This is a genomic window from Pseudomonas sp. WPR_5_2 (assembly GCF_003634475.1).
GTDB classification, from domain to species: domain Bacteria; phylum Pseudomonadota; class Gammaproteobacteria; order Pseudomonadales; family Pseudomonadaceae; genus Aquipseudomonas; species Aquipseudomonas izuensis.
The window spans coordinates 1,544,675-1,565,871 of the sequence record NZ_RBLA01000001.1 but is presented as its reverse complement, the minus strand read 5'-3'; the positions used below and the strand labels follow the sequence as shown (position 1 = coordinate 1,565,871).

General features: G+C 62.8%; 14 protein-coding genes. 9 read left to right on the top strand and 5 right to left on the bottom strand.

What is annotated here, in order from left to right; all coding sequences use genetic code 11:
• Positions 1–31 precede the first annotated feature (31 nt).
• Positions 32–2,836 (bottom strand): winged helix-turn-helix domain-containing protein, encoded by a 2,805-nt coding sequence (locus tag BJ917_RS06925; RefSeq protein ID WP_121102759.1) that lies wholly within the window; start codon positions 2,834–2,836, stop codon positions 32–34.
• Positions 2,837–3,209: 373 nt separating this feature from the next.
• Here BJ917_RS06925 and BJ917_RS06920 point away from each other — a divergent pair, with 373 nt between their 5' ends.
• Complete coding sequence (locus BJ917_RS06920; protein ID WP_121102757.1) at positions 3,210–3,785, top strand: flavodoxin family protein; 576 nt, start codon at positions 3,210–3,212, stop codon at positions 3,783–3,785.
• 45 nt (positions 3,786–3,830) lie between these two features.
• Positions 3,831–4,655: an alpha/beta fold hydrolase gene (locus tag BJ917_RS06915; protein ID WP_121102754.1), complete on the top strand. Its 825-nt coding sequence runs from the start codon at positions 3,831–3,833 to the stop codon at positions 4,653–4,655.
• A 135-nt stretch (positions 4,656–4,790) separates the two neighbouring features.
• Here BJ917_RS06915 and BJ917_RS06910 read toward each other — a convergent pair whose 3' ends face one another.
• Positions 4,791–5,207, bottom strand: coding sequence for a helix-turn-helix domain-containing protein (locus tag BJ917_RS06910; RefSeq protein ID WP_096512425.1), 417 nt, complete (start codon positions 5,205–5,207; stop codon positions 4,791–4,793).
• Positions 5,208–5,366: 159 nt separating this feature from the next.
• On the opposite strand from BJ917_RS06910, the gene BJ917_RS06905 reads away from it, so the two are divergent.
• The 5 genes from BJ917_RS06905 (at position 5,367) to BJ917_RS06870 (ending at position 11,645) form a co-directional block, all read left to right on the top strand.
• On the top strand, positions 5,367–6,293 hold the full coding sequence (locus BJ917_RS06905) for a LysR family transcriptional regulator (protein ID WP_096512424.1): 927 nt from the start codon (positions 5,367–5,369) through the stop codon (positions 6,291–6,293).
• Positions 6,294–7,402: 1,109 nt separating this feature from the next.
• A complete protein-coding gene (locus BJ917_RS06885; protein ID WP_096512422.1) occupies positions 7,403–8,014 on the top strand; it encodes an antibiotic biosynthesis monooxygenase in 612 nt (203 codons plus the stop codon).
• 9 nt (positions 8,015–8,023) lie between these two features.
• Complete coding sequence (locus BJ917_RS06880) at positions 8,024–9,862, top strand: amidohydrolase (protein WP_121102748.1); 1,839 nt, start codon at positions 8,024–8,026, stop codon at positions 9,860–9,862.
• A gap of 85 nt (positions 9,863–9,947) precedes the next feature.
• Positions 9,948–10,574: an isochorismate family cysteine hydrolase YcaC gene (gene ycaC / locus BJ917_RS06875; protein WP_096512420.1), complete on the top strand. Its 627-nt coding sequence runs from the start codon at positions 9,948–9,950 to the stop codon at positions 10,572–10,574.
• A gap of 174 nt (positions 10,575–10,748) precedes the next feature.
• The gene (locus tag BJ917_RS06870) at positions 10,749–11,645 is read left to right on the top strand and encodes a LysR family transcriptional regulator (RefSeq protein WP_121102746.1); all 897 of its coding nucleotides are present in this window, start codon (positions 10,749–10,751) and stop codon (positions 11,643–11,645) included.
• Positions 11,646–11,680: 35 nt separating this feature from the next.
• Here BJ917_RS06870 and BJ917_RS31725 read toward each other — a convergent pair whose 3' ends face one another.
• From BJ917_RS31725 to gspG, 3 genes are all read right to left on the bottom strand, one after another.
• Positions 11,681–12,262, bottom strand: coding sequence for a hypothetical protein (locus BJ917_RS31725; RefSeq protein ID WP_147432551.1), 582 nt, complete (start codon positions 12,260–12,262; stop codon positions 11,681–11,683).
• 168 nt (positions 12,263–12,430) lie between these two features.
• On the bottom strand, positions 12,431–13,618 hold the full coding sequence (locus BJ917_RS06860) for a type II secretion system F family protein (protein ID WP_096515484.1): 1,188 nt from the start codon (positions 13,616–13,618) through the stop codon (positions 12,431–12,433).
• A 14-nt stretch (positions 13,619–13,632) separates the two neighbouring features.
• Complete coding sequence (gene gspG / locus BJ917_RS06855; RefSeq protein WP_096512417.1) at positions 13,633–14,082, bottom strand: type II secretion system major pseudopilin GspG; 450 nt, start codon at positions 14,080–14,082, stop codon at positions 13,633–13,635.
• Positions 14,083–14,300: 218 nt separating this feature from the next.
• Between gspG and BJ917_RS06850 the strand changes: the two genes are divergently transcribed.
• Both BJ917_RS06850 and mnxG read left to right on the top strand, forming a co-directional pair.
• Positions 14,301–14,909: a lytic transglycosylase domain-containing protein gene (locus BJ917_RS06850; protein ID WP_096512416.1), complete on the top strand. Its 609-nt coding sequence runs from the start codon at positions 14,301–14,303 to the stop codon at positions 14,907–14,909.
• Between the two features lie 206 nt (positions 14,910–15,115).
• Positions 15,116–20,956 (top strand): manganese-oxidizing multicopper oxidase MnxG, encoded by a 5,841-nt coding sequence (gene mnxG, locus BJ917_RS06845; protein WP_121102742.1) that lies wholly within the window; start codon positions 15,116–15,118, stop codon positions 20,954–20,956.
• The last annotated feature ends 241 nt before the right edge of the window (positions 20,957–21,197 follow it).

Sequence of the window (21,197 nt, the reverse complement as noted above, 5' to 3'; positions counted from 1 at the left end):
GCTCGCTCCTACAAAAAAAAGCGCCTCGGCATCAAATCCGAACGTTGTCCTGCAACTCGTCGAGTAAACGGCGCACGGCGATCAGGTCCGGCGTTGCATGTCCTTCGGTGAAACGCTGGTAGATCGGCGTCAACAGTTCATGGGCTTGGCGGTAGCGCCCCTGACGCTGCCAGAGCCTGGCCAGCGAAGTGGCGCTGCGCAGTTCCCAGGCCAGCGCGCCTTGGGATTTCGCCACGTTGAGCGCCTTGAGCAAGGTGGTTTCGGCAGTACAGTTTTTCACCGGGCAATCGACGGCCAGCAGCGTATCGGCACGGGCCCTTAGAATCTCTGCGGTGCTCCAGCCTGCCGCGCCGCTGTCGGCACGTTGCAGCAAATCGTCATCGATGAACCCGGGGCCCAGCGTGACCATGATTTCCTTGATCAAGCCGACGCCAGGACGTTGCGATGCCTGCGCATCGGCACCGTCGATGACTTGCGCATACTGCCGGGCCCAGGTGTAGAACAGCAGCACCGAGTTTTTCTGTGCCTGTTCCAGCAGCAGGTGCAACAGTTCGCGAGCGGTGCGGGTGTGGCCGTTGTAGTGGGCGATCAGGCAACCCGAGAGCGCCAGGGTGTAGCAGATGGACGTGCCATGGTTGATCTGCAAGGCAATGTCCAGCGCCTGTTGGGCCGTGCGCCAGGCCTGTTCCGGTTGCCCCTGCAACCAGAGAATGCGCGCCAGGATGGTCAAGGCGGCGACGCTCTGGTCGTACTGCACGCCAAAACCATGGGTGAAGCGGTTGAGGTGGCCGCTTTGGGCCATGCGCTGGATCACCTCTTCGGCATTCAACCGCGCCCGTGACTGATCCCCGGCAAAGTGCAGGGCCAACACCCGCAGGCGATGCGTGCTGAGCGACAGCACCGGGTCGCCGTGCAGGCCCAACTGGTCGAATTGCTGGCTCTGCTCCAGGGCCATCTGATAATTGCCACAGCTGAGGTTGACCGCCATGTGCCCGGAAACGGCGCGCAGCTCTCCGACCACGTCATTGCATTGTCTGGCCAGGGTTCTGGCGGTGACGAAAGCGCCGATGGTTTCCTCATTGCCGCCCTGGACGTGATAGCAGGCGCTACCGAGGGCCAGCTTCAGGTTCATTTTCAAACGCGGGCAGGGCTCGGGCGCAGCGTCGAGCAAGGCCAGGGCCTTGCGCACATGACCGCCGTGCTCCTTGAGCAGTGACAGTTCTTGCCAGAGTGGCGTGGACGCCGCCGTCAAGCGGATCGCCAGCATTTGCGGTCCCCGGGTATTCAGGCCCCAATCGAGGGCCGCGCGGATGTCTTCCAGGCCACGGGCGTAACGCTCGATCCACAGCGCTGTCGGCGTCTGCTCCCAATTTTTTTGCGCCTGATGCATCAAGGCAAGGCACCGTTCGGCGTGGCGTTCCCGGGTGGCGGACAGTTCGCTGGCCTGTTCGAGTTTTTCCAGGGCATAGCGTCGGGTCGTGTCGAGCAGGCGGTAGAACACTTCTTCATCGCCCACGTCCACACTCAACAGGGACTTGGCCACCAGTTGCATTATCGAGCCAAACACTTCTCGGGGTTCGATGTGCTCGCCGACGATCACCGCCGCTGCCGACTCCAGGGTAAAGCCACCGCGGAAAACGCCCAGTCGGCGCAGGCAGGTTTGTTCGCAGGCGCTGAGCAGTTCGAAACTCCAATCCAGCGTGGCGCGCAGGGTCTGATGCCGGCCCGGGGTTGCCTGGCTGCCGTGGGGCAGCAGGCGAAAGCTGTCCTGCAGTTGCGCCAGCAAACCACCCAGGCCAAGGCTGGGGACTTGGGCGGCCGCCAGCTCCAGGGCCAGTGGAATGCCATCGAGGCGGCGGCAGATGTCGACTGCCAGCGGCAACTCGGCATCGCTCAGTTCGAAACTGTCCTGGCTGGCCATGGCTCGCTCGACGAACAGCTGCAACGCGGAAAAGCTCAGGGCCTGGGCACGGTCCAGCACGGCAATGGGCGGTGGGCAGTCCAGCGACTCCAGGCGCTGGATGAACTCACCCTCGGCCCGCAGACCCTCGCGGCTGGTGGCCAGGATGTGCACCTGCGGTGCGCCACGCAGCAGGCTTTCACAGAGCAGGGCGACGTGGTCGATCAGGTGTTCGCAGTTATCGAAGAGCAGCAGCATCTGCCGTTCGCGCAGGAACAGGGCGAGGCTGTTCAGCGGTTCGGCATCGTGCAGGGACAGGTCCAGTAGCGTGGCCAGGTGACCGGCGATCATCAGCGGGTCATTGATGGGTGCCAGGTCCAGCAGGCGAATGCCGTCGCGGTATTGACCGATAAGATGTTCGGCCACGCGCAGCGCCACGGTGGTCTTGCCGATGCCGCCTGGGCCGACCAGGGTGATGAAGCGCTGGCGCGGCAGCTGCGTCACCAGGCTGTCGACCAATGCCTTGCGACCGATCAGGCGAGTGCGGCGCAGGGGCAGGTTGTGGCCGCTCGATTCAACCGGAGCGTTTTGCGGGCGCTGTCCGATTGATTCCAATGAATACGGTGCAACGAAGCTGTAGCCGCGCTGGGCCACGGTGATGATATAGCGCTGGCCGGCCTGACCGTCGCCGAGCGCCTTGCGCAGGGCCGCCATGTGCACCCGCAGGTTGATCTCTTCCACCACAGTGTTGGGCCAGACTTCGGCAATCAGTTGTTGCTTGCTGACCACGTTCCCGGCGTGCTTGAGCAAGATCAACAGGATGTCCATGGCCCGTCGGCCCAGGCGCAGGGGCTGGTCGGCCTCCATGATCAGGCGCTGTCCGGGGTAGATCCTGTAGGGGCCGAAATGCACAGCCTGTTCGAGGAAAAGGGTCAACGGGTCACTCCTGCCTGGGGCCTTTCAGTTCGCGGTTTTCGAGCATATTCCCCAGATTTTTTCGCCAGCGCAATGCAGGACCTGGGTGACGGCCGGGGTTCGCTTCGGACTGTCGGTTGCCACGCACTGATAGTCGCTCCGTGTTTATTGGGCGTGGCGTCTATAACGCGGCGCCGGGGCTTTTGGCGCGTCATGAAAAATTAACAACGTTTAACTCGTCCTGCGTCCGGTCTACCCCCAAAACTCACCTTCTTCAACTTCCACCCGGTCATGTGGGAGCGAGCCTGCTCGCGAATGCGGCGGCACATTCAACATCGTCAGTGACTGATACAACGCGTTCGCGAGCAGGCTCGCTCCCACAAAGGACACCGGAATGAGCAACGTAGTGGTGGTCTATCACAGTGGCTACGGGCATACCCGGGTCATGGCCGAAGCCGTGGCCCGGGGTGTGGAGCGGCATCCGGGCAGCACCTGCCTGCTGGTGGCGGTCGAAGACGTGGATGAGCACTGGGACCACCTGCACCGCGCCGACGCGATCATTTTCGGTGCCCCGACCTACATGGGCAGTGCCTCGGCAGCCTTCAAAGGCTTCATGGACGCTACAGCGGCGTTCTATCTGGCGCAACCGTGGCGCGACAAGCTGGCGGCCGGTTTCACCAATTCCGGCTGCCTGTGCGGTGACAAGCTCAACACCCTGCTGCAGATGGCGGTGTTCGCTGCCCAGCACTCGATGATCTGGGTCGGCCTCGACCTGCTACCCGCGCGCTCCGGCATCGGCGTGTTCGATGGGCAACTCAATCGCCTCGGCAGCTCCCTGGGCGCGATGGCCCAGTCGAATGTCGAACAGTCCCCTGACGAGGCGCCACCGGCTGAAGACCGTTGCACCGCCGCGCACCTGGGAGAGCGAGTCGCGCGGCTGGCCGAGCTGATGGGACGCGCATCTGCCTGATTCAACTCAAACCAATAACCCCACCCCACGTAAAGGAGCACGCCCATGAGTACGTTTATCACCCGCGACGGTACCGAGATTTACTACAAGGACTGGGGCAGCGGTCAGCCCATCGTCTTCAGTCACGGCTGGCCGCTGAATGCCGACAGTTGGGAATCACAGATGATGTTCCTGGCGTCCCAAGGCTACCGGGTCATCGCCCACGATCGTCGCGGCCACGGCCGCTCCAGCCAGCCTTGGACCGGCAACGACATGGACACCTACGCCGATGACCTGGCGCAATTGATCGAGCTGCTGGACCTGAAAGACGCCGTATTGTTCGGCTTCTCCACCGGTGGCGGCGAGGTGGCGCGCTACATCGGCCGCCATGGCACTGGTCGCGTGGCCAAGGCCGGGCTGATTTCCGCGGTGCCGCCGCTGATGCTCAAGACCGAAACCAATCCTGGCGGATTGCCCATTGAAGTGTTCGATGGCATTCGCCAGGCGTCGCTGGCGGATCGTGCGCAGCTGTACAAGGACCTCGCCAGCGGCCCCTTCTTCGGCTTCAACAAACCCGGCGCCAAGCCATCCCAGGGCATGATCGACTGGTTCTGGATGCAGGGCATGACCGCCGGCCACAAGAACGCCTACGACTGCATCAAGGCATTCTCGGAAACCGACTTCACCGAAGACCTCAAGAAATTCGATGTGCCGACCCTGGTGGTGCATGGCGACGCCGACCAGGTGGTGCCGATCGAAGCGGCGGGCATTGCTTCGGCAGGGTTGGTAAAGGGTTCGCAGCTGTTGATCTATCCCGGTGCACCCCATGGCTTGACGGATACCCACAAGGACCAACTCAACGCTGATCTGCTGGCGTTCCTCAAGGGCTGACCGATTCCCCCTCTGTGGGAGCGAGCCTGCTCGCGAATGCAGTGTGTCATTCAGCAGTAATGTCGACTGACACTCCCATTCGCGAGCAGGCTCGCTCCCACAGTGGGGATCACTCACTTCCGTATTGGTGCCGGCCTACAGGGTGGTCTGGTGAAGGGAGCGCACCGTCCGGCAACGCCAGGCAAACGGATTGATGCCTTCGCTGCGGGTGAACATGTGGCAGAAGTGCGCCTGATCGCAGAAGCCGCACTCCAGGCTGATTTGCGTGAGGCTAAGGTCGGTATGCTGGATCAACAGCTTGGCCCGGGCGATGCGTTGCTGGCGAATCCAGTCCTGTGGCGAGAGGCCGGTGCTGCATTTGAAGGCACGGGAAAAATGACTGCGCGACAACGCACAGGCCTGGGCCAGTTCAGTCACTTCCAGGGATTCACCCAGGCGCTCGAGGATCAGCTGTTTTACCAACCGCTCGCGCCACGGACTGAGGCCGCCGGCGCTTTTCTTTTGCGTTTCAGTGACTGTCGCGTGGGCAGTTTTTTGCTGCAAGTGAGCCATGGCGAATGTCCGGGTCGGTAGGACTAATTCTTGAATCCGAGGGCTCTGGCTTGCGAGTTAAACGTTGTTAATTCCTCGTCCGTTGCGGGAAGTCTTGCGTAAAGTCAGACACAATCGTCATCCTCGCACCTGGCCCCGACACACAAGGAACCCGTGCCTATGAACCGAAACGATCTGCGTCGCGTCGACATGAACCTGCTGGTGATTTTCGAGGCGTTGATGTTCGAAAAGAACCTGACCCGTGTTGCGGAAAAGCTGTTCATGGGCCAGCCGGCGGTGAGTGCCGCCCTCGGCCGGTTGCGCGACCTGTTCGACGATCCGCTGCTGTTGCGCAATGGTCGCGGCATGGAGCCGACGGGGCGGGCGCTGGCGATTCTCAAGGAACTGCAACCGGCGATGGACACCATCTCCGGCGCAGTCAGCCGGGCCAAGGAGTTCGATCCGGCGACCAGTTGCGATGTGTTCCGCATCGGGTTGTCGGACGATGCCGAGTTCGGTCTGTTTCCACCATTGCTGCGTCAGTTGCAGGAAGAGGCACCGGGAATCGTAGTCGTGGTGCGCCGGGCCAATTACCTGTTGATGCCGGCGTTGCTGGCGTCCGGGGAAATCTCCGTCGGTGTGAGCTACACCACCGATCTACCGGCCAATGCCAAGCGCAAGAAACTGCGTGACATCCCCTGCAAGGTGTTGCGTGGCGACACTAGGCCGGGGCCGCTGAGCCTCGATGAATACTGTGCGCGACCCCATGCGATGGTGTCGTTTTCCGGTGACCTGAGCGGTAATATCGACCTCGACCTGGCCAAAGTCGGACGGTGTCGCAAAGTGGTGCTTGGCGTGCCGCAGTTCAGTGGCTTGCGTGCATTGCTCGCAGGCACCGAGATGATCGCCACCGTGCCGGATTATGCAGCCTGTGCCTTGGTGGAAGGCTGTGACTTGCGTGCCGAGGATCCACCGTTCGAGATTGAAGCGGCGCAGTTGTCGATGGCCTGGAGCGGGGTGCATGACAACGACCCGGCGGAGCGCTGGTTGCGCTCGCGTATCAGTCAGTTCATGTCGGCACCACTGGATATTTCGGCGACTGCCTGATTCTTACTGATATCCCCGATCCCCTGTGGGAGCAAAGCTTGCTCGCGAAGGCGGCCTGACAGCCGACCTGGCTTTTGCTGACTGAGTACATATCCATTTCTGCGGTAACGGCCGCTTATGGTTTCGCCCTTACGGCGAGGCACTTTTTTCAAACGCCAAAAAAGTACCCAAAAAGGCTCGCCCCGGCGTCCGGCCCCTCGCCAAGGCTCGGGGTTCCTTCGCTCCGGTATCCATCCGGGGACACTGCCCTCCGGTTGGCTTCGCTGCACCTACATGCAGCGTGTTCGACTGCGTCGAACGGCGCTGCGCGCCACTCCCCGGATGAACACCTCCACTCAGCCTCCCGAAGGGGCGGGTGGATCAAAAGCCAAAGCAAAGCGAGGCGAGCTGACACTCGACCTGCTTTGGCGGACGCGCCCAATCCTCTGTGGGAGCTGGCTTGTCGGGGCGCCGCATCGCAGCGATGGCGGCCTCACAGCCAACCTGAGTTTGCGGATGAACGCGTTCCCCTGTAGGAGCGAGCCTGCTCGCGAAAAACGTCCAGACAACGCGGGCATCCAGGCAGCACGCGTCATCGTTGACGTCCTTCGCTGGCAAGCCAGCTCCTACAGGGAATCGGGGACGCTTGAAACAATCAGGTCGGCTGTCAGGCCGCCTCGCTTTGGTTTTTGATCTGGGCGCCCCGTAAAACCACGCTGGCCGAACGCAGGCATTGCTCCGTGGGTAAACCGGCAGGACGCCGGTTTAGCCGCGCTGGGCCAGGGATGGCCCATCGCGGCGACCCACGGAGCAATACCGGAGTGAGGGCATGCCGAGCCATAGCGAGGCACCGAGTGGTGGGGCAAGAGCGCTTTGGTTACTTTCGCGCTTTTCGAAAGTGACTCGCCGTAAGGGCGAAACCATAAGCAGCCGTTACCGCAGCAATGGATATGTACACCATCAAAAAATACGTCGCCTGACACAAAGCCTTCGCTGGCAAGCCAGCTCCTACAGGAAATGGGTGAGCCAACCGATCCACGCGCCCTCCCAAAAAGAGCACGTACATCCAATTTTTTCCTCCCCCGCCCCGGCACTATTTCGCTCAACCTGATTCGCCGGAGCCTTTCGTCATGCCTCAAGCCCATTCCCAGAGCACGCCAGCCCCGGGGTTCGATGAAATCGTGACCCTGATCGTCAAACACCGGATCAAGAGCGGTTTTGAAGCGACCTATGAAGCCTGGCTGCGCAATATCGTCAAGGTGGCCGGGCAGAGCGAAGGGCATTTGGGGGTGGACGTGGTCCGTGGCAAGCACGCCGGCCTGCAAATGTTCACCTGCGTGCTGCGCTTTTGCTCCACCGAGGCCATGCAGCGCTGGCTCGATTCGCCGCAGCGCCAGGCATTGGTGGATGAAGCCGCGCCGATGCTGGCGGACGGCGACCAGACCGAGGTCAATCCGCTCAACGAATTCTGGTTCGCCCCGCTGGCCGATGCCGCGTCGCCACCCCCGCGCTGGAAGCAGGCAGTGGTGACGTTGCTGGTGATTCTGCCGCACACCTTGCTGGTGCCACTGCTCTGGGGGCCGCTGTTGAAGCTCAATGCCTTCCTTTCCAATTACGTGGTCGCCACGTTCCTGATCACCCTGACCATCGTACTGTCGGTGGTGTACGTCTTTATGCCGCGGGCCACGCGCCTGTTCGCGCCGTGGCTGGAAGCCGGCCAGTCCCATTCCACATTGCCTTAAGGAGCCGCGATGAACGCCGATCTGATTTTGTTCAATGGCCAGTTTCATACCGTTGACCGGGAAAATCCGCACGCCAGCGCCGTGGCCATCCGCGACGGCCGCTTTGTCGCGGTCGGCAACGATGCCCAAGCCATGGCGTTGCGCGGCTCGGGCACGCAGGTGATCGACCTCAAGGGCCGTTGCGTGATTCCCGGCCTCAACGACTCGCACTTGCACCTGATCCGCGGTGGCTTGAACTACAACCTTGAATTGCGTTGGGAAGGCGTGCCATCCCTGGCCGATGCACTGCGCATGCTCAAGGAACAGGCCGATCGCACACCGACGCCGCAGTGGGTTCGGGTGGTGGGGGGCTGGAACGAATTCCAGTTCGCCGAAAAGCGCATGCCGACCCTCGAAGAGCTCAATCAGGCGGCACCGGACACTCCGGTGTTCGTCCTGCATCTGTACGACCGCGCGCTGCTCAACCGTGCCGCGTTGCGCGTGGCCGGTTATACCCGTGACACGCCGAACCCGCCGGGTGGCGAAATCGTTCGTGATGCCAATGGCAACCCCACCGGCATGCTGGTGGCGCGACCCAACGCGATGATTCTGTACTCGACCCTGGCCAAGGGGCCGAAGCTGCCGCTGGAGTATCAGGTCAACTCGACCCGCCAGTTCATGCGCGAACTCAATCGCCTGGGCCTGACCAGCGCCATCGATGCCGGCGGCGGTTTCCAGAATTATCCGGACGATTACCAGGTGATCGAGCAGTTGGCCAAGGATCAGCAACTGACCATTCGCATCGCCTACAACCTGTTCACCCAGAAGCCCAAGGAAGAGCTGACCGACTTCCAGAACTGGACCGGCAGCGTCAAGTTGCACCAGGGCGATGATTACCTGCGGCACAACGGCGCCGGGGAAATGCTGGTGTTCTCAGCGGCGGATTTCGAGGACTTCCTCGAACCGCGCCCGGACCTGCCGCAAAGCATGGAAGACGAACTGGAACCGGTAGTGCGCCACCTGGTCGAGCAGCGCTGGCCGTTCCGCTTGCACGCCACCTACAACGAATCCATCAGCCGCATGCTCGACGTGTTCGAGAAGGTCAACCGCGACATTCCGTTCAATGGCTTGCCGTGGTTTTTCGATCATGCCGAAACCATCACCCCGCAGAACATCGAGCGGGTGAGGGCGCTGGGTGGCGGTATCGCGATTCAGGACCGCATGGCGTTCCAGGGTGAATATTTTGTCGACCGATACGGCAAGCAGGCCGCCGAAGCCACGCCGCCGATCAAGCGCATGCTCGCCGAAGGCGTGCCGGTCGGTGCGGGTACCGACGCCACCCGAGTCTCCAGCTACAACCCCTGGACCTCGCTGTACTGGATGGTCAGCGGCCGTACCGTCGGCGGCCTGGCGCTGTATGAGGAAGGTTTGCCGCGCACCACGGCGCTGGAACTGTTCACCCACGGCAGTGCCTGGTTCTCATCCGAGCAGGGCAAGAAGGGCCAGATCAAGGTCGGGCAACTGGCGGACCTTGCTGCGCTGAGCGCGGACTTTTTCAGTGTCGAGGAAGAAGCCATCAAGTGGATCGAGTCGGTGCTGACCGTGGTCGGCGGCAAGGTCGTGTATGCCGCCGGGGATTTCGAGAAGCTGGGACCTGCCAGCGTGCCGGTGCTGCCGGACTGGTCACCGGTGGTGAAGGTCCCGGGTCACTGGCGGCCGGGCTCGCCGATGCGGGCGCAGGTGCACCAGTGCAGCGGACCTTGCGCGGTGCATTCCCACAGCCATGAGCGGGCGCGCCTGTCGAATGCGCCGGTCAGTGATTTCGCGGGTTTCTGGGGCGCCTTCGGCTGCTCGTGCTTCGCCTTCTGATCAATACCCATAAGCGCCGATGCCAATACCTTTAGGTACAGGGTCCGGCGCAGCAACAAACCATCATCCACCAAGGAGTTTTTTCATGAGCAACGTTTCGTACTCTCGCCTGAACAAAGATGACGCCGTTGTGCTGCTGGTCGATCACCAGACCGGCCTGATCTCGCTGGTGCAGGATTTCTCGCCCAACGAATTCAAGAACAACGTGCTGGCCCTGGGTGACATCGCCAAGTTCTTCAAACTGCCGACCATCCTCACCACCAGTTTCGACAAGGGCCCCAACGGTCCGATCGTGCCGGAGCTCAAGGCGCAGTTCCCCGACGCACCGTTCATTGCCCGTCCGGGCCAGATCAACGCCTGGGACAACGAAGATTTCGTCAAGGCCGTCAAGGCCACGGGTCGCAAGCAACTGATCATCGCTGGTGTGGTAACGGACGTGTGCGTGGCGTTCCCGACGCTGTCGGCCATTGCCGAAGGTTTTGAAGTGTTCGTGGTGACCGACGCTTCCGGCACCTTCAACACCAGCGTGCAGCAAGCGGCGTGGGCGCGCATGTCGGCTGCCGGTGCACATCTGCTGAACTGGTTCTCCGTGGCCTGCGAGCTGCAAGGCGACTGGCGCAACGATATGGAAGGCCTGGCCAACCTGCTGTCGGAACGCCTGCCGAACTACCGCAACCTGATCAACAGCTACACGACCTTCACTGCCAAATAAACGCATAACCCCTGTGGGAGCGAGCCTGCTCGCGAAAGCGGTTTGACAGTCACTGCAAAAGTGTCTGGTCTACCGCCTTCGCGAGCAAGCCCGCTCCCACATTGTTTTGCGCAAGGGGGTTAAAAAGGTGAAAAACCGCTATAGAGTGCCCTGACTGTCACCCAGGGCATGACAATGAACCCATTCGAAGACATGCGTATTTTCTGCCAGGTCATGGACTCCGGCAGCTTCACGGCAGCCGCCGATCAATTGGGCCTGTCCAAGCAGTTCGTCAGCCGACGCTTGATGCAGCTTGAGGAACGGCTGGGTGTGCGGCTGCTCAATCGTTCGACCCGGCGCCTGGACGTCACGCCCCTGGGCCAGAGTTATTACGAATCGGCCCTGCGCCTGCTCGGTGAGGTTGAGCAAGTGGAGCAGGGTATCGCCGGGCAAACCACCGAGCCGCGCGGCACCCTTCGTGTCAGCGCGCCATTGTCGTTTGCGCTGGCGCACCTGGGCAGTCTGCTGCCAGCGTTTTTGCAGCGCTATCGTGACGTCACGGTGGAAGTGGACCTGAGTGATCGCCCGGTGGACCTGCTCGGTGAGGGCTACGACCTGGCCCTGCGCATCGGCTTGCTTGAAGATTCAACGCTGATCGCCCGCCGCCTTGCGTCAATCGAGCGCGTGTATTGCGCGAGCCCGGCTTACCTGGCCGAGCGTGGCACGCCGCTCAAACCGGACGATTTGCTCAGCCATGACTGCCTGCCCTATGGCCACGGTCGTCAGGTGCAATGGCGCTTCGCCGGGCAGGGCAAGCCACTGTCCGTCAACGTCACCGGGCGGATGCGGGTCAACAACGGTGAGTTGCTCAAGGACGCGGCGATTGCCGGGATGGGCATTACCTACCTGCCGACCTTTATCGTCGGTTCGGCGCTGAAGGATGGCAGGCTGGTGCCGGTGCTGGATGCGTTTCGGCCGGAGCCGCTGACGCTGTCGGCGGTGTACCCGCAGCATCGTCAGTCGTCACGACCGGTGCAGGCGTTGGTCGGGTTTTTGCGCGAAAGGCTCGGTAGCTCACACGATCCCCTGTAGGAGCGAGCCTGCTCGCTCCTACAGGGGGGAGTGCATCAGTTCGCGCGTTTGTCGTCACCCGGTTCGCCGCCGGCGTGAACGCCGTGATCGTCTCCCGGTTCACCCGCCGTATGCATTCCGCGGTCATCGCCCACTTCGCCGGCGCGATGAGCCCCACGGTCATCACCCACTTCGCCGGCGCGATGAGCCCCACGGTCATCACCCACTTCGCCGGCGCGATGAACGCCGTGATCGTCACCGGCTTCACCGGCATGAACCCCATGATCGTCACCCGGCTCGGCATGGTCGCTGCTGCGTCCGGAGTTTGAAGCGGTGCCGCCGGAGTGCCCCTGGCCATGGTCGCTGCCACTGTGACCACTGCCGCTTCCACCGCCATTGCCGCTTCCGCCGCCGCCCCCACTACCGCCGCCGTTACCGCCGCCACCATTCCCGCCGCCGCCGCCACCACCGCCACCGCCACCGCCACCGCCACCGCCACCGCCGCCACCGCCGCCACCACCACCACCGTCTTTCGCGTGGGCACTCGACACATCGGACAGACTGTCCGGAATCAATACGGTAGACGCCGACAAAACCGCGCCAATAGCTACTGCAAGTAAAAGCTTGTTGATGTGCATGTCGTTCTCCGTTTTCTTTTTTCAAGTTGGAACGTTGATGAACAATGCAACGTGCTGCTTGGTTCCTTTATTCAGTAGGAACGTTGAAAAACACTTCAACGTACTGATTTATTCAGTTGCGACGTTGAAGCCCCCCTGCAACCCGCCGCCATGGCCCGTTCCAGAGGGTCAGTGGATGCTGGAGGCCAGCTCGAAAATCGGGATGTACATCAGGATCACGATCACCCCGATCAGCAGGCCGATGAAGGTCATGAGCAAGGGCTCGAACAGCCGCACGAACCACTCGATCCAGCGGCTGATTTCTTCGTCGTAGAAGTCGGCGCTGCGCTCCATCATCTGTCCCAGATTGCCGGACTGTTCGCCGGCGCGCAGCAGGCGCAGGGATACCGGGGTCACCAGGCGATTGAGTTCCAGCGCGGTCGACAACGATTGCCCCTCGCGCACCCGTTCGCAGGCCTGATCCAGGCGCGTGCGGGAAGCCACGGTGAGCAAGCCACGGACCATGCCCATGGCGGTGACGAGGGGAATGCCGCCTTGCAGCAGAATCCCCAGGGAACGGTAGAAACGCGCCAGTTCGTACATGAAGATGCGCTGGTGCACCGCCGGGAGTTTTTCGATCAGGCGGTCCACGCCCCGGCGAAAGGACGGCTGTCGCTGGAGCAGGGTAAGGGAGACGATGATCGCCAGGAAGGCACCGAAGAATTCGCCCTGGTGGGCGTGCAGGAACATGCCGCTGCTCATCAGCACCTGAGACAGCCACGGCAAGTTGGACCCCAGCCCTTCGAACACCAGGCTGAAGCGCGGCACCACGTAACCCATCAAAAACAAAACCACGCCACCGCCCACCACCAGCAACAGCATGGGGTAGATCGAAGCGCTGACGATCTTCTGGCGAACCTCGTCCATGCGCTGGCGATAGCTGACGTATCGGCCCAGGGCATCGCCCACGGCACCGGTCTTTTCACTGGACTGCACCAACGCCACGTACAGCGGGGGGAACACCGCCGACAGCTGGCCCAATGCCTGGGAGAACGATTTGCCTTCATAGAGCAGGCGCACCAGTTCGTTCAAGGTTTTGCGAGCCTGTGGCGCGGTTTCTTTTTCCGCCAGGCTTTCCAGCGCATCGATCAACGGCAGGCCGGCGTTGAGCAACGTCGTCAGTTCCTGGCTGAACAGCACCAGGTTGAACGTCTCCCGCTGCTTGAGGCGCAACGCCCGCCAATGTCGCTCGGCGTGCAGGCTGACCACCCGCAGGCCCTGGTCTTCGGCGATGCGCCGGGCTTCACTGTGGCCCGGCGCTTCGACGGTCATCGATACCACACCGGCCTTGCCGACTGCTTTGAGGTGAAAACGCATGGTCGCCATCCCCGTCACTGCCAACTGGTGATTTCGGCGTTTTCACCTTCGCCACCGGGTTGGCCGTCCTTGCCCAGGGACAGCAGGTCGTATTCACCGTTTTCGCCAGGGCAGCGGTAGGTGTAGTTACGGCCCCATGGGTCCTGTGGCAGTTTTTTCTGCAAGTACGGGCCGGTCCAGTGGGGTTCGTCACTGGGCGCGGTGACCAGCGCCTGCAGGCCCTGTTCGGTCGACGGGTAATGGCCGACCTCCAACCGGTACAAATCCAGGGCCTTGCCCAGACCTTCTATTTGCGCCTTGGCCACTTTCACTTCGGAGCGGCCCAGCTGCGCGAAATACTTCGGCGCGACGATGCCGGCCAACAGCCCCAGCACCACCAGCACGACCAACAGTTCAAGCAGGGTGAACCCGCGCTGGGCTTTGGGAAAAGAATCACGCGGGGCGCAATACAGTCGCTGTTTCATGATGACCTCACACTCGGCAGAAAGGATCGCAGCGGGTTGATGCAATTGAGGCGTATGCAATTGCCATGCAAGGGATTGCCAAAGACTTTGTCTTCCCCCCGAACCCCCCGTGCCAAGGCCCTTTGCGGTTTCGGCACAGTGCTTGCGTATGGCTGATAAACGAGCGGCCATTGGGGCAATACCCCCATTTTTCGGGGCCGGGCAGGGGAGGTAGAACAATGAAAACTCTCACCGCAGGACTACTCGGCCTGACGCTGCTGGCAGGCACCGCCCAGGCCGATGTGTTCGTCTCGGTGGACGCCAGGGGCAACTTCGTCCTGTCCAACGTCCATCGCCCCGGTCGCCACTATCAGCGGGTCATTCATGAGCCCCAAGCGGCCGTGGTCAGCATCGACCGGCAGCCGCAGATGATTGCCGCACGGCCCTATGCCGAGCTGGTGTCAAAGGCCGCCACGGACAATCAATTGCCCGCAGCGCTGCTGCACGCCGTGATCCAGACCGAATCCCACTACGACGCCCGCGCCGTGTCGCCCAAGGGCGCGGGGGGGTTGATGCAGTTGATGCCCGACACCGCCCGTGAGATGGGCGTGGCCAATGTCTACGACCCCAAGGCCAACATCCAGGGCGGCGCCCGCTACCTCAAACGCCTGATGACGATGTTCGACAACGACATTGCCCTGGCCGTGGCCGCCTACAACGCAGGTCCCCAGGCCGTGCTCAGCCGTGGCGGCGTGATCCCGCCGTTCGCCGAAACCCAGCGTTATGTGCCCAGCGTGTTGAACCAATACCGGCGTTTGCAGGGGCTGTCGGCGGATGCCCCGTTGTGAGTGAAAGCCCCGGGGTGGTTTTCCCCAACAGTGGGGAATAGTGGCCCCGGCGAAAAAGTGGGGAAAAAGTGGGGAATTTTCCCCCTGCGAATTAAGTGATGACTGTAACTGGCTGAAAAATAGATGAATTTTTTATGGCATGCAGATTGCTCAAGGGAGTTATCGAGAATTATTCCCTGTGAGCGCCCACAGCGAGGCCCGTGATCATGACCGGCATACACCATGTTCCCACCATCCTCCCCTGGCTGTTGTTGGCCGCGTCCATGCTGGGCATCGAGTTCGCCGAAGCCGCTGTACGTTGCGAACGCAACCTGACGGCGAATGTCGTGGCGCTGGACCAGCCGCTGATGTTCAACCGTCTCGGGGCGCAGAACGTCAATGGCATGATGTTCGCCTTGCGTCGCGACGTGGTCGATGACCGTCAGGTTTCCCTGGACCAGGGGGGCGCCGCGGTGCCGGGCAAGGTGTCGTTGCGGCCGGACAAGCGCCCGCGTCCATTGGTCCTGCGGGTCGCCGCTGGTGACTGCCTGACGGTCAACCTGCAAAACCTGCTGGCCTACCAGGCCAACCCTGGTGCCCATGATGAGGGCGGCGAAGTAGAGGGTGAAGAGGGCGGCATCGAAATCGGTGCTGGCGGTGAAGCCTTCAAGGCTGACGAACAGGTCGCCGACCGTCATGTCGGCTTCCAGGTCAACGGCATGCAAGCGGTCAACAGTATCGATGACATCTCTTCTTATACCGGGCGCAACGCCAACACCCTGGTCGCCCCCGGCGCCAGTCGTTCCTACACCCTGTACGCCGAACGCGAAGGTGCCTTCACGGTAAGCAGCCGCGGCGCGACCTTTGGTGGCGAGGGTGCGGCCGGCAACAACGCCAATGGCTTGTTCGGCCAAGTGGCGGTCATGCCCAAGGGCGGTCGCAGTTACCGCAACACCATCACCGAAGAAGAGATGCGCCTGGCCAGCACCGGCCGCACCCCGGCCGGTCATCCGATTGTCGATTACCAGGCACGCTATCCACAGCGCCAACCGTGGATCCGCGAAGGCAAGGCCGGCAAGCCGATCATCAACATGGTCGACGGCAATGAAATCGTCTCCAGCGAAGCCGATGCGATTGTCATGGGCAGCAACGCCGACGGCAGTTTCCCGGCCTCGACCTATCCGCTGGAAAGTATTGGCAAACGCAATCCGGCCATCCCCAACCGGCTGGAGCCGTTCCGCGATTTCTCCGCGCAGTTCCAGGATGAAACCGCAGTGACCCAGGCCTTCCCGGCTTACTGGGCCGACCCGGTCATGGCCCACGTACTGGAGCCGACCCGCGATTCGTTCATGATCAACTACGGCTCCGGCGGCATGGGCGCCGAAGTGGTCGCCAACCGCCTGGGTGTGGGGCCGATGCACGATTGCCTGTCCTGCGCCTATGAAGAGTTCTTCCTCAGTGCCCATACCGTCGGCGACGTGGCGATGCTGGTGGACGTACCGGCCAACGCCGGGCTGGAAGGCATCACCCCTGGCCAGACCCCGCGCGCCGATCAGGTCGGGGTCAAGGCGACCACGGCGCTGTATCCGTCGGAGCCCTCGAACGTCGCCCACAGCTACATCGGCGACTTCGTCAAATTCCGCAACACCCACAACGGCTACGAGCATCACATCTTCCACTTGCACGGCCATCAGTGGCTGTTCAACCCCAACGACGACAACTCCGACTATGTGGACGCCCAAGGCATCGGTCCGGGCGCCGGCTACACCTATGAAATCGCCAACGGTGGTTCGGGTAACCGCAACCGGGTCGCGGGCGATGCGATCTATCACTGCCACTTCTACCCACACTTCGCCCAAGGCATGTGGGCCATGTGGCGGGTGCATGACGTCTTCGAAGAAGGCACCCGGCTCGAAGTCTCGCAACAGGGCCCCGATGGTTTCCACAGCGAACCCTATGCCTTGCGCAGCGGCAAACCGGCGGCAGGCGCACGGGCCTTGCCCGACGGTGAAATCGTTGCCGGCACGCCGATTCCGGCCGTGGTGCCGCTGCCCGGCAAAGCCATGGCACCGATGCCAGGCAAAGTCGCTGTCGTACCGAAGATCGGCGAAGCCCTGGTAGCTGCCAACGATGATGACGATGATGAGGGCGACGATGACGGCGAGCATCATGGTGGCGGTGCTCATACCAACAGTGCGGCCATCGGTTCCCTGGCGCTGATCGATCGCAGCGACGCCAACCGCAATGCCGACGGCACCCTGAAAAACCCTGGCTATCCCTTCTGGATCGGTGGCATGGAAAGCTCGGTCGGCCAACGCCCACCGACCCCACCGCTGGACATGCTCGACGCCGCCACGGCACAGAGCTTGAAAGCCAGTGGCAAAGCCTTGTGGGCCAACCTCGATCCGAATCAGTCCGGTGGCTGGAACGGCGGCTTGCCGCGCCATGCCCTGGGCGGCGTGTCCGAGGGGGGCGAGGCCCAGACCGTTACCACGTCGCTGGACTTCTCCAAGTCGGTGACCCGCGCCAAACCGATTTACCTGCCGGAAGAAGGCACCGAAGTCGAACAGTCGGCCATGGCCTTCCACGCGAAAAAGGATCACCCCAGTTACGCCGTGCTGCCGGGCAGCCAGATCGTGGCGCGCAACTTCCGCACCAACGGTGCGCTGCCGATTGCCGGCGCCCCGTATTACGAACCCTGCATGGATGACCGGCAGAAACGCCTGACCAGCAGCGCCGGCACCGGCGAGTTCAACAGCGGCGAGCGCCTGGACGGCATGTCTTTCATCGGTGCCTCGACCTTCACCGCCGACCGTCCGCGGGTCTACAAGGCAGCGAACATCCAGTTCGACGCGGTGTACAACAAGGTCGGCTACCACTTCCCGCAAGCGCGCATCCTGGCGCTGTGGGAAGACGCCTGGCCGGTGATCACCAAGCAGCGTCCGCCAGAGCCGCTGGTGATGCGCATGAACACCTTCGACTGCGTGCAATACCAGCAAACCAACCTGGTGCCGGCCACCTATGAGATGGACGACTATCAGGTGCGCACGCCGACCGACGTGATCGGCCAGCACATCCACCTGCCGAAATGGGACCTGACCGCCGCGGACGGTTCGTCCAACGGCTGGAACTATGAAGACGGTGTGCTCTCCCCAGGTGCCGTGCAGGAACGCATCCACGCCATCCGCGAATACAACCAGTGCGAAGGCACTGACCCGCGCGACGGTACGCCAGCCTGCCCAAAAGCCAAGAATCACCCGTACTTCGGCCAGTTCGGCCGGGCCGATTGGGTCGGGGCGCGCACGGCGATGCAGCGCTGGTTCGTCGACCCGGTGGTGAACACCCAGGGCGTCGACCGTGGCCTGGGCACCATTTTCACCCACGACCACCTGGGCCCATCGACCCACCAACAGATTGGCCTGTACGCCACCGTGCTGGCCGAGCCGGCCGGTTCCACCTGGTTCCACGCCGAAACCGGCGAGCCGTTGTACAGCGGCGCGCGGCAGGATGGCGGGCCGACTTCGTGGCAGGCGGTGATTTCCACCGGTGACCTGGACAATGACGGCAAGAACGACAGCTTCCGTGAGTTCTTCCTCGAATACAGCGACTTCCAGCACGCCTATGAAGCCGGTGTGTACGTGGGCGCAGGTCCCAATGGCGTGCCGAACCCGCAAGCGTTCCCGGCCACGGCCGACAGCTTCCGCTACGCGATCAACCCGCCGGTGCGCGACAACACCAGCGAGTTGCTCGAAGCGGTGGTGGAACTGCGAGGCGGCGTGAAACCGGGCTGCCCGAGCCGGCCTTGCCCGCAGGCGATCTCGGTGGATGACCCGGGCATGTTCGTCGTCAACTACCGCAACGAACCGCTGGCCCTGCGGGTGTTCGACCCGAACAAGGTCGGCCCGGACGGCAAGCGCGGCATGCAGGCCGATGGGCTGGGCGGCGATCTGGCGTACGCCATGCAAAGCCGTACCGACCGTGCGATCCCGGCGATGAACCTGGCGCCGAACCTGATCACCTCGGCCACCGGCCCGACCGGCGGCACCACGCTGTTCCCGCCGCACATCAACAAGGGCGGTGCGGAACCGGGTGATCCGTTCACCCCAATGCTGCGGACCTACACCGGTGACAACGTGCGGCTGCGGGTGCATGCCGGCGGCCATGAGGAGGAGCACAACGTCACCCTGCACGGTGTGAAATGGCTGCAAAGCGGTTCCGGTTTCGGCAACAGCTCCAACTCCGGCTGGCGCGCGTCGCAGATGGTCGGGATCTCCGAGCAGATGGGCTTCAATGCGCCGGTGTCGATGATGTCCAGCGCGGCGGCGACCACCGGTGACTATCTGTACACCATGGACGCGTCCATCGAGGGTTACTGGAACGGTATCTGGGGCGTGATGCGCAACTACACCGCACAACGCAACGATCTGTTCGCGCTGCCGAACAACCCGAAACCGACCGGCATGCGCAACACCGTGGCGTTCGATGGCATCTGCCCCCGGATTGGCGCCAACCCGAACGGCATCGGCACCCGGCCGACCGTGCAACGCAATTATGAAGTGGTCGCGGCGCTGGCCAACGACATCCTGGCCAATCCACTGGGCCTGTCCATCGGCGACCCGTCGGGTCTCGGCCAACATGTCGGCGGGCCGTTGAAACCGGCGGGGGGCACCCTGGTGCTCAACTCGCGGACCGTGAGCATTCCACAGGTCACGGTGACCGATCCCGAGGATGGCGAAACCTTCACCATCGGCGGGCAAAGCGGGCCGCTGCATGACCCGACCGCGATCCTGTATGTGCGCAAGGCCGACCTCGATCCGATCACCGGCAAGCTCAAACCCGGTGTGCCGGTAGAACCGCTGATCCTGCGTGCGGCGGCCGGTGATTGCATCAACATCACCCTGGAAAACCGTCTGCCGAGCGTGATGCCGGACCTGGCCCAGACCGCGATCTTGCAGGGCCTGGCCAAGCGTGACCGTAACGACGGCATGGGCTCGACCACCTTCAATAACAACCTGCTGCGGCCCTCCAGTCATGTCGGCCTGCACACGCAACTGCTGTCGTATGACATCACCAAATCCGACGGCGCCAACGTCGGCGCCAACCCGATCCAGACCGTGCCGCCGCGTGTCGGCAACACGGGCGCGTACCCGACCCGTACCTACCAGTACTACGCCGGGCACCTGGAGCGTGAAGGCAAGCCGATCACCCAACTGGGGCGCAACGTCGACAACATCAACGCCACGGCGGTGGAGTTCGGCGGGTTGAACATCACCCCGGCGGACGTCATCAAGCAGCCGCAAAAAGGCCTGGGCGGTGCGATGAGCATCCTGCCGGCCGGCGCCACCTGGGTCGAGGATGCCAAACGTGCATCGGCCACGGTGACCGCGCCGGGTCAGGCCACCTACCGCGACTTCGCGATGGTCTGGCAACGCGCCCTGAACACGCGCTGGGCCAATGGGCGGCCGGTGGAAGGCATTGCCTCGGAAGGCAACGGTGTACCGAACGATCCGAAAGACAACGCCAGCATGGCCATCAACTACAAGATCGAACCGATGTGGTTCCGCTTCGGCCTGGCCCCGGACGCGCCGTTCGGTCACGCCGACGGCCATGGCTACGGCGATGTGCCGAACGCGCACATGGCCTACAGCAACGCGCTGGTGGGCAGCGACCCGCAGACGCCGGTGTTCTACGCCAAGCCGGGGCAACCGTTCCGCACGCACATCCTGATGCCGTCCGGTGGCAGCCGCGGCTCGACCTTCCAGCTCGATGGTCACGTCTGGTCGGTCAACCCGTTCCAGTCCGAGAAAAGCGATGTGGGTGGCTTCCCGATGGGCACGCCGGGCGTCGGTTCGGTGAAGTTCGGACTCAACCCGATGTCGATGTACATCGGCGCCCGGGAAAGCGTGCTGCCGGCGGCGCACTTCAGCTTCATGCACCCGAGCGCCGGCGGCAGCAACGCGATACCGGGGGACTACCTGTACCGCGACAACGCGTCCTTCGGTAATACCGCCGGGTTGTGGGGGTTGCTGCGGGTGACCAATGAGCCGGAACCGGCACCGGTGCCGTAACGGTCGGGAAGGGGTGGTGGGCAACACCACCAAACCTGTGGGAGCAAGGCTTGCCCGCGATGGGAGCGCCTTGGTTTTGCGGTGTGGCTGCTGACGCCATCGCGAGCAAGCTTTGCTCCCACAGGGTCGAGATTGGCCGTGCGGTCGTGGGAGCAAGGCTTGCCCGCGATGGGAGCGCCTTGGTTTTGCGGTGTGGCTGCTGACGCCATCGCGAGCAAGCTTTGCTCCCACAGGGTCGAGA

Excerpts from the sequence above, each read along its gene's own strand:
- ycaC (WP_096512420.1), top strand. The coding sequence starts at position 9,948 with ATGAGCAACGTTTCGTACTCTCGCCTGAACAAAGATGACGCCGTTGTG.
- BJ917_RS06915 (WP_121102754.1), top strand. The coding sequence starts at position 3,831 with ATGAGTACGTTTATCACCCGCGACGGTACCGAGATTTACTACAAGGAC.
- gspG (WP_096512417.1), bottom strand. The coding sequence starts at position 14,082 with ATGAAACAGCGACTGTATTGCGCCCCGCGTGATTCTTTTCCCAAAGCC.
- BJ917_RS06905 (WP_096512424.1), top strand. The coding sequence starts at position 5,367 with ATGAACCGAAACGATCTGCGTCGCGTCGACATGAACCTGCTGGTGATT.
- BJ917_RS06870 (WP_121102746.1), top strand. The coding sequence starts at position 10,749 with ATGAACCCATTCGAAGACATGCGTATTTTCTGCCAGGTCATGGACTCC.
- BJ917_RS06920 (WP_121102757.1), top strand. The coding sequence starts at position 3,210 with ATGAGCAACGTAGTGGTGGTCTATCACAGTGGCTACGGGCATACCCGG.
- BJ917_RS06850 (WP_096512416.1), top strand. The coding sequence starts at position 14,301 with ATGAAAACTCTCACCGCAGGACTACTCGGCCTGACGCTGCTGGCAGGC.
- BJ917_RS06880 (WP_121102748.1), top strand. The coding sequence starts at position 8,024 with ATGAACGCCGATCTGATTTTGTTCAATGGCCAGTTTCATACCGTTGAC.
- BJ917_RS31725 (WP_147432551.1), bottom strand. The coding sequence starts at position 12,262 with ATGCACATCAACAAGCTTTTACTTGCAGTAGCTATTGGCGCGGTTTTG.
- mnxG (WP_121102742.1), top strand. The coding sequence starts at position 15,116 with ATGACCGGCATACACCATGTTCCCACCATCCTCCCCTGGCTGTTGTTG.
- BJ917_RS06860 (WP_096515484.1), bottom strand. The coding sequence starts at position 13,618 with ATGCGTTTTCACCTCAAAGCAGTCGGCAAGGCCGGTGTGGTATCGATG.
- BJ917_RS06910 (WP_096512425.1), bottom strand. The coding sequence starts at position 5,207 with ATGGCTCACTTGCAGCAAAAAACTGCCCACGCGACAGTCACTGAAACG.
- BJ917_RS06885 (WP_096512422.1), top strand. The coding sequence starts at position 7,403 with ATGCCTCAAGCCCATTCCCAGAGCACGCCAGCCCCGGGGTTCGATGAA.